The following is a 5220-nucleotide window of genomic DNA, read 5'->3' on the forward strand; positions in this document are numbered from 1 at the left end:
AGACCGGCTACCCCATTGGTCTCCTCCCACAACTCGAACACCGCACCCGAAAGCACAGCACCCGTGTCCGCATCCTTCTTGACCACCGTCACCGGGGCTTGGGGCGTCGGGGTCGAGCAGTCCGGCAGGTCACCGTTGAACGGGTAGGCGTGGAACTCCTGGCCGCCGCCCCCGCCCGCCGGGCTGGTGTGGGTGAGGGAACCGGTGCTGAAGAAACGGCCGTTGATTCCCGGCAGAGTGACCGTGGTCTCCGAGGCCGGGTTGCCGATGAGGACACTGCCCTGGAACTGGCCGGTTCCGGCCAGGTTCACCGTTGTGGCGTCCGGGAAGTTCCACAGCAGACGCGGGCGGAGCTGGTTCAGCGGGTCGGTGTCCTCGATACCGCCGCTGTAGGTGCTGAGCGTGCGGGAGGTGCCGAGGACGTTCACCAGGACGGTGGCGCCCGCGGGAATGTTCTGGAAGACGAGGCCCTGCTGGGCACCGGTGCTCGTGGTCATGTTGAAGTCGACGTTGAAGACCTGGAGCGCCGAGGTGTTGTCGCCGGTGAAAAGGGTCTGGCCGCCCTGGTTGACGGCGGTGCCGGTGGCGGGCCGCGGTCCGGTCTCGTTGCGCGCGTAGCACTGGCTCGCTGTGTTGAGCAGGCCGGGAAGCGCGGCGTACGGGGCGGCGGCGTTCGGGTCGGCGGTGACCGTGCCGGTGATGGTGCCGGTGGCGGTGCCCGCGTGCCGTACGACCCCGTCGTCGGCGAGCAGACGCTGGCCGGTGGCCACGGAGACGTTGCCGCCCGTGGTGAGGAAGTCCGCGCCGTTCGACGGGGGGACCCGTGAGCCGACGCCGACGATGCCGACGTTGTAGATCGCGCTGCCCGCGGCGCTCTTGTTCTGGTCGAAGTCGCCCAGGACGACGATGCGGCCCTCGGCCTCGGCCGCGCGGTCACGGACGCGGTAGTCGCCTCCCGTGAAGATGTTGATGCCGTTGTCGCGGCCCATGATCGGGCCATTACTGATCGGCGGGTACGGGTCCGGGCAGTCACCCGGAACGCAGGGGCCGAGGCCGCCGGGGAGGGGGGCCGCGACGGCCGGGGTCGCGGTGGCGCCGAGGGCGATCACGGGGGCCGACGCGACGGCGACCACGTAGGCGAGCCCGGTGGCCCAGGCTCGGGTCCGGGTCCGGGTGCGGATCCGTCGGGTGGGACCCCGGCCGGGTAGCAGCGTGAGGAGTGGTCTCATACGTGGCGTTGTCGCACGCGCGGGAGGGATAGTCCGTACGGGACACTCGTTACGGGCCGTTTGCCGTACGACAGATCACTCGACCGGGGCGTTGATTCCCTGCCCGGGACGGCTTCACGGCCGGCGGTCATGATGGAGCCACAAGTGAACGCAGGCTGCCTGTCAAGGCCCTCATTGTTGTCGATGTCCAGTCGGCCTTCGTCTCCGGGGACGGGGCCGTGCCCGGAGACCACCCGGCTGCTCGCCCGGACGACGGAGCTGATCTCCCGGGCCCGAAGGAGCGGTGCGCTCGTGGTCCACCTTCAGAACGACGGGCCGGTCGGGGCGGTGGACGAACCCCACTCGCCCGGCTGGGAACTCCGTCTCCCCATCGGGGCAGGCCCTTCGGAGGTCGCGATCCGCAAGACTGAGGACGACGGCTTCGCCGGGACTTCCTTGGGGAGCCCGTTGGCCGGCTCCGGGGTACGGGAGCTCGCCCTGTGCGGAACGATGTCCGAGGTGTGCGTCCTCGCAACGGCCCGCAGGGCCCTTGAGCTGGACTACCGAGCGGTTACGCCGTCTCGCAGCCGTCCTTCTCGTCCAACACATCGGTACCGCGCCCCTCGATGAGCCGGTGGAAGATCGCCGTTGCCTGCGCGGCGGCCTACCAGATGGTCCGGCGCTACGTCTCCGACCGGAAGTCGGAGATCCTCGTGGCATCCGGCAAGGCCCCGATGGAAGCGTTCGTGCCGCAGACCCACCCGCCGGGCCACGAGGCGGAGGTCGACTTCGGTGACGTGACAGTGCGCCTGGCCGGCGAGTTGGTGATCTGCCATCAGTTCTCGCTCCGCATGTCCTGCTCGGGCAAGGCCGTCCACAGGGTCTTCGCCTCCTGCGGCCAGGAAGCCTTCTTCGAGGGGCACGTGCACGCGTTTCGCACACTGGGCGGTGTCCCTCGGAGCAAGATCCGCTACGGCAACCTGAAGTCGGCCGTCGCCCAGGTGCTGGGCCTGAACCGGGTCAGAGTGGAGACCGACCGGTGGATCGCCTTCCGCGCACACTTCAGCATCGAGAGCCTCTCCTGCCGCCCGGCATCGAAGGAGCTCACGAGAAGGGCGGCGTCGAAGGAATGATCGGCTACTTCCGCCGCAACCACTTCACCCCGGTCCCGGAAGTCAACTCCCTCGCCGAGCTGAACGAGATGGTCGACCAGTGGGACCTGCACGACGGGCACCGCAGGATCGGTTCACGTCTGCGGACCGTCGACGAGGCCGCCCAGGCAGAGGACGAACCAGCTATCGGCGCCTCCATCCCGGCGGTTCCCGGGCAGATGCCGGGAAGTCGTTGTCGGTGACCGGCAGCCCACGTATCCGCATCGCCTGGCGCCCGGCGTCGAGCCAGACCCGGACCGCGAGGCCGTACTCCGCTGCCAGCACTACGGTCAGGTCGAGTATGTCGTCGCGGCCGCCATCAGCCAGGCAATGAAAGTCCAGATGGGTCGGCGTGAGCCCAGCGTCGGCGACGACATCAACCTGGGTGCGGAACTCAAGTTCGACCTCATCGAGCCGAGCAAGGCCGCCCGGCCGACAGGTGTCGGCGAGAACAGCTCGCCTGCGGGGTCCAACAGCGAGGGAACATGTTCCTTGGCGACCAGCGGCCCCCACGGAATATCGGGCATCTCGCATACCAGCGTGAGGTGGATGCCGAACGGGATCTGCGGCCGTCGGCTGAGCAGTTTCATGGCCTGCGGCGCCCCAGGACACGGGACCATCAGGCTGCACGAACTGGCGATGCCCTCCTCGACCGACTCGATCACCGCGGCGTTGATCGCTGGATACATCCCGAAGTCATCGCAGTTGACGATCAGCAGACGAGCATCAGGCGGATACCCCAGTAACTCACTCGACTGCTCTGAAGACGCGACGATTGCGGGAACGCTGACTTCATCCATGCCCGCAGTGTGAGACCTGGCCCAGACCTTCGCACGGCAATTTGACCGCCGCGGAGCGACAGCGCCGTCCTTCTCGTGAACATTCAGGAGCCTGCTGATCACCAACTGCTGCCGCATCCAGTGAACAAACGCTGCTGCTGAACGTGAACGAAGCCACCTGGGCGTTCGCCAAGCCTGGCGACGGCGCCGGGCGAACGTCTGGTTCCAGCTCTCCCGCCCCGACACTCTGAACCACTACGCAGCCCTACGAACGCTCCTCCAGCAAGGTGACCTTTTCACCAGGAAGATCGACGCCGAGGCGCTACTTGATCAAGTGGAAATCAGGATGCCGCAGCCATGCCTGCAGAAATTCCACGTCTCCGACGTACCGGAGCCACCGCTCTCCGCCCCGGTGTCATAGGAAACCTCAGCAATGTTCCCTGGAAACGCTGACGCCAACACCCACTACTAGCACTTGCACCGGTGGACGTGAGAACGCTGAGTAGTACACGCCGACGCCAGCTGGATCGAAGGTCCGCAGGCCCAGGACCGAACCGTCTCGCACCCAGAAATCCACGTCGTCGCCGGCCTTGGTCTCCACCGGTTCGCAGAAGGTCTCCAACCACGGGACCACGCGCGAGGCCGGCACGACCGCGCGTGAGTGAGGCCGGCGCGGTCGGCGAGGTCCGCGGCGGTGCCGGCGTCCGCGACCGCGATCAGCCGGTCGGCCGGTTCGGACGGCAGGGCGGCATCGGCGGCCGGCCCGCACCGGACATGGTTCACCGAGGGCATGCCGCCCGGTCCTGGGTCGAGCAGTCGCGCGCAGCTACGGGGATGTCGTTCACGTGGGGGACTTCACGTCCTGATTACGGGTCAGGTGAGGGTGGGCGGAAGCCCCGGAAGCCCGGTGTGACACCGCCGACGGACGTGCTGCCCGGAGCCCGACCGGCCAGGGCAGCACGTCCGGCCGCTCACGGCCCCAGGCCGACAGCGCTTACGGCAGCACGTCGGACGGCCAGAGGGAGCAGAGGGGTCAGCGGAAGAGGACCGAACGCACCTTCAGCCGCTCCGAGGCTCCACCCGTGTGCGGGCGGAGGGTGAAGGAGGCGCCCCCGCAGTCGGCATCGGCGAAGACCTCCGCGAAGGCGTCCGTGCGGTTCTTCGGGGAGTGACCGGGCTCAGGGTTCTCCGGGCCGACACCCGGGAGATTGATGCACCGGCCGCTGGGCGGGTTGTTCAGGAAGCCGGTCGCCTCGTACCCCTCGACGGTCACGTAGTCGTAGCGGAACTGGCCCTCGGCGGCCGAGGCGGAAGAGGGAACGGCGGCGAGGAGCAGAGCGGCGCCGAGCACGGCGGGAAGGGTGGAGCGAAAGCGCATGGGTGAGATCCTTCTGGTGATGGGGGTGTCGCCGTGGCCCTCTCTCCCAGCAGGCAGGGCCGGCAGTGGGTGGGGCCACGCACGGGAACGTAGTTGCGCGGGCGCGCTGACGCACGGGGTCACCGAAGCGACGAGCGCCGTGACGTTGCGTACACATGGTGACACACAAAGTGACCGATCATGATTCAGGGGCGGACTCCGTCGCCTGATGCCTCCCGCTCGCCAGGGGGCGTCCCGTCGGCACGCCCGGAAGCGTGCCCCCTCACTCCCTTATGGCACGTCGTACCGTACGAGCGCCCGGGCGACCGGCGTACCGCTGCGCCGCACGTACGCCATCCGCTCACGCACCTCACGCACTCCCCGGGGGCGGTATCCGGGCCCGCCGCAGCAGCTCTTGTGGAATCCCACGCCCGCGTTCAGCAGCACCGTGAGGGTCCGCCATGCCGCGACGTCCCGCCGCTTCGGTGCCGCGAACGCCGATCCCGCGTGGATCATCGGCTCCGCACAGCGCGGACAGCTCCGCTGCCTCGCCCTGTCATGGGGCTGCTTGTACGAGACCCGGCAGGCGAGACAGACGTACGACGTCTTCCCATGGCTCATCGGACCAGCCTAGACGAGTCATTCCGAATGATCAGTGGTCGTAGGCGATCAGCGATCGTGTGACCGGTTGGCGGGTCTTGTGGTTGTGCCAGATCGCGGCGGCC

Annotated in this window: 5 protein-coding genes and 3 pseudogenes; 3 read left to right on the forward strand and 5 right to left on the reverse strand. The window is 68.3% G+C overall.

What is annotated here, in order from left to right:
• A partial coding sequence (locus tag ACZ60Q_RS34695) for a choice-of-anchor A family protein (RefSeq protein ID WP_469641548.1) occupies positions 1-1229 on the reverse strand: 1229 nt, incomplete at its 3' end.
• 155 nt (positions 1230-1384) lie between these two features.
• Between ACZ60Q_RS34695 and ACZ60Q_RS34700 the strand changes: the two are divergent.
• The 3 genes and pseudogenes from ACZ60Q_RS34700 to ACZ60Q_RS34710 all read left to right on the forward strand — a co-directional run.
• A pseudogene (locus ACZ60Q_RS34700) lies at positions 1385-1787 on the forward strand (isochorismatase family protein); the annotation flags it as partial.
• A gap of 47 nt (positions 1788-1834) precedes the next feature.
• Positions 1835-2341 carry a hypothetical protein gene (locus ACZ60Q_RS34705; RefSeq protein ID WP_469641549.1) on the forward strand — a complete coding sequence of 169 codons (507 nt, stop codon included), beginning with the start codon at positions 1835-1837 and terminating at the stop codon, positions 2339-2341.
• Positions 2338-2562: a hypothetical protein gene (locus ACZ60Q_RS34710; RefSeq protein ID WP_469641550.1), complete on the forward strand. Its 225-nt coding sequence runs from the start codon at positions 2338-2340 to the stop codon at positions 2560-2562. Before ACZ60Q_RS34705 ends, ACZ60Q_RS34710 begins: the two co-directional genes overlap by 4 nt.
• Here the strand turns inward: ACZ60Q_RS34710 and ACZ60Q_RS34715 are convergent.
• The 4 genes and pseudogenes from ACZ60Q_RS34715 to ACZ60Q_RS34730 all read right to left on the reverse strand — a co-directional run.
• Positions 2546-3159: pseudogene (locus ACZ60Q_RS34715) on the reverse strand (ChbG/HpnK family deacetylase); the annotation flags it as partial. The gene ACZ60Q_RS34710 and the pseudogene ACZ60Q_RS34715 overlap by 17 nt on opposite strands.
• A gap of 301 nt (positions 3160-3460) precedes the next feature.
• A pseudogene (locus ACZ60Q_RS34720) lies at positions 3461-3532 on the reverse strand (DUF6368 family protein); the annotation flags it as partial.
• A gap of 639 nt (positions 3533-4171) precedes the next feature.
• Positions 4172-4516, reverse strand: a complete 345-nt coding sequence (locus tag ACZ60Q_RS34725) for a hypothetical protein (protein WP_469641551.1) — start codon at positions 4514-4516, stop codon at positions 4172-4174.
• 270 nt (positions 4517-4786) lie between these two features.
• A complete protein-coding gene (locus tag ACZ60Q_RS34730; RefSeq protein ID WP_469641552.1) occupies positions 4787-5116 on the reverse strand; it encodes a deoxyxylulose-5-phosphate synthase in 330 nt (109 codons plus the stop codon).
• Between the last annotated feature and the right edge of the window lie 104 nt (positions 5117-5220).

The sequence above is a fragment of the Streptomyces sp. NPDC104313 genome (assembly GCF_055583985.1).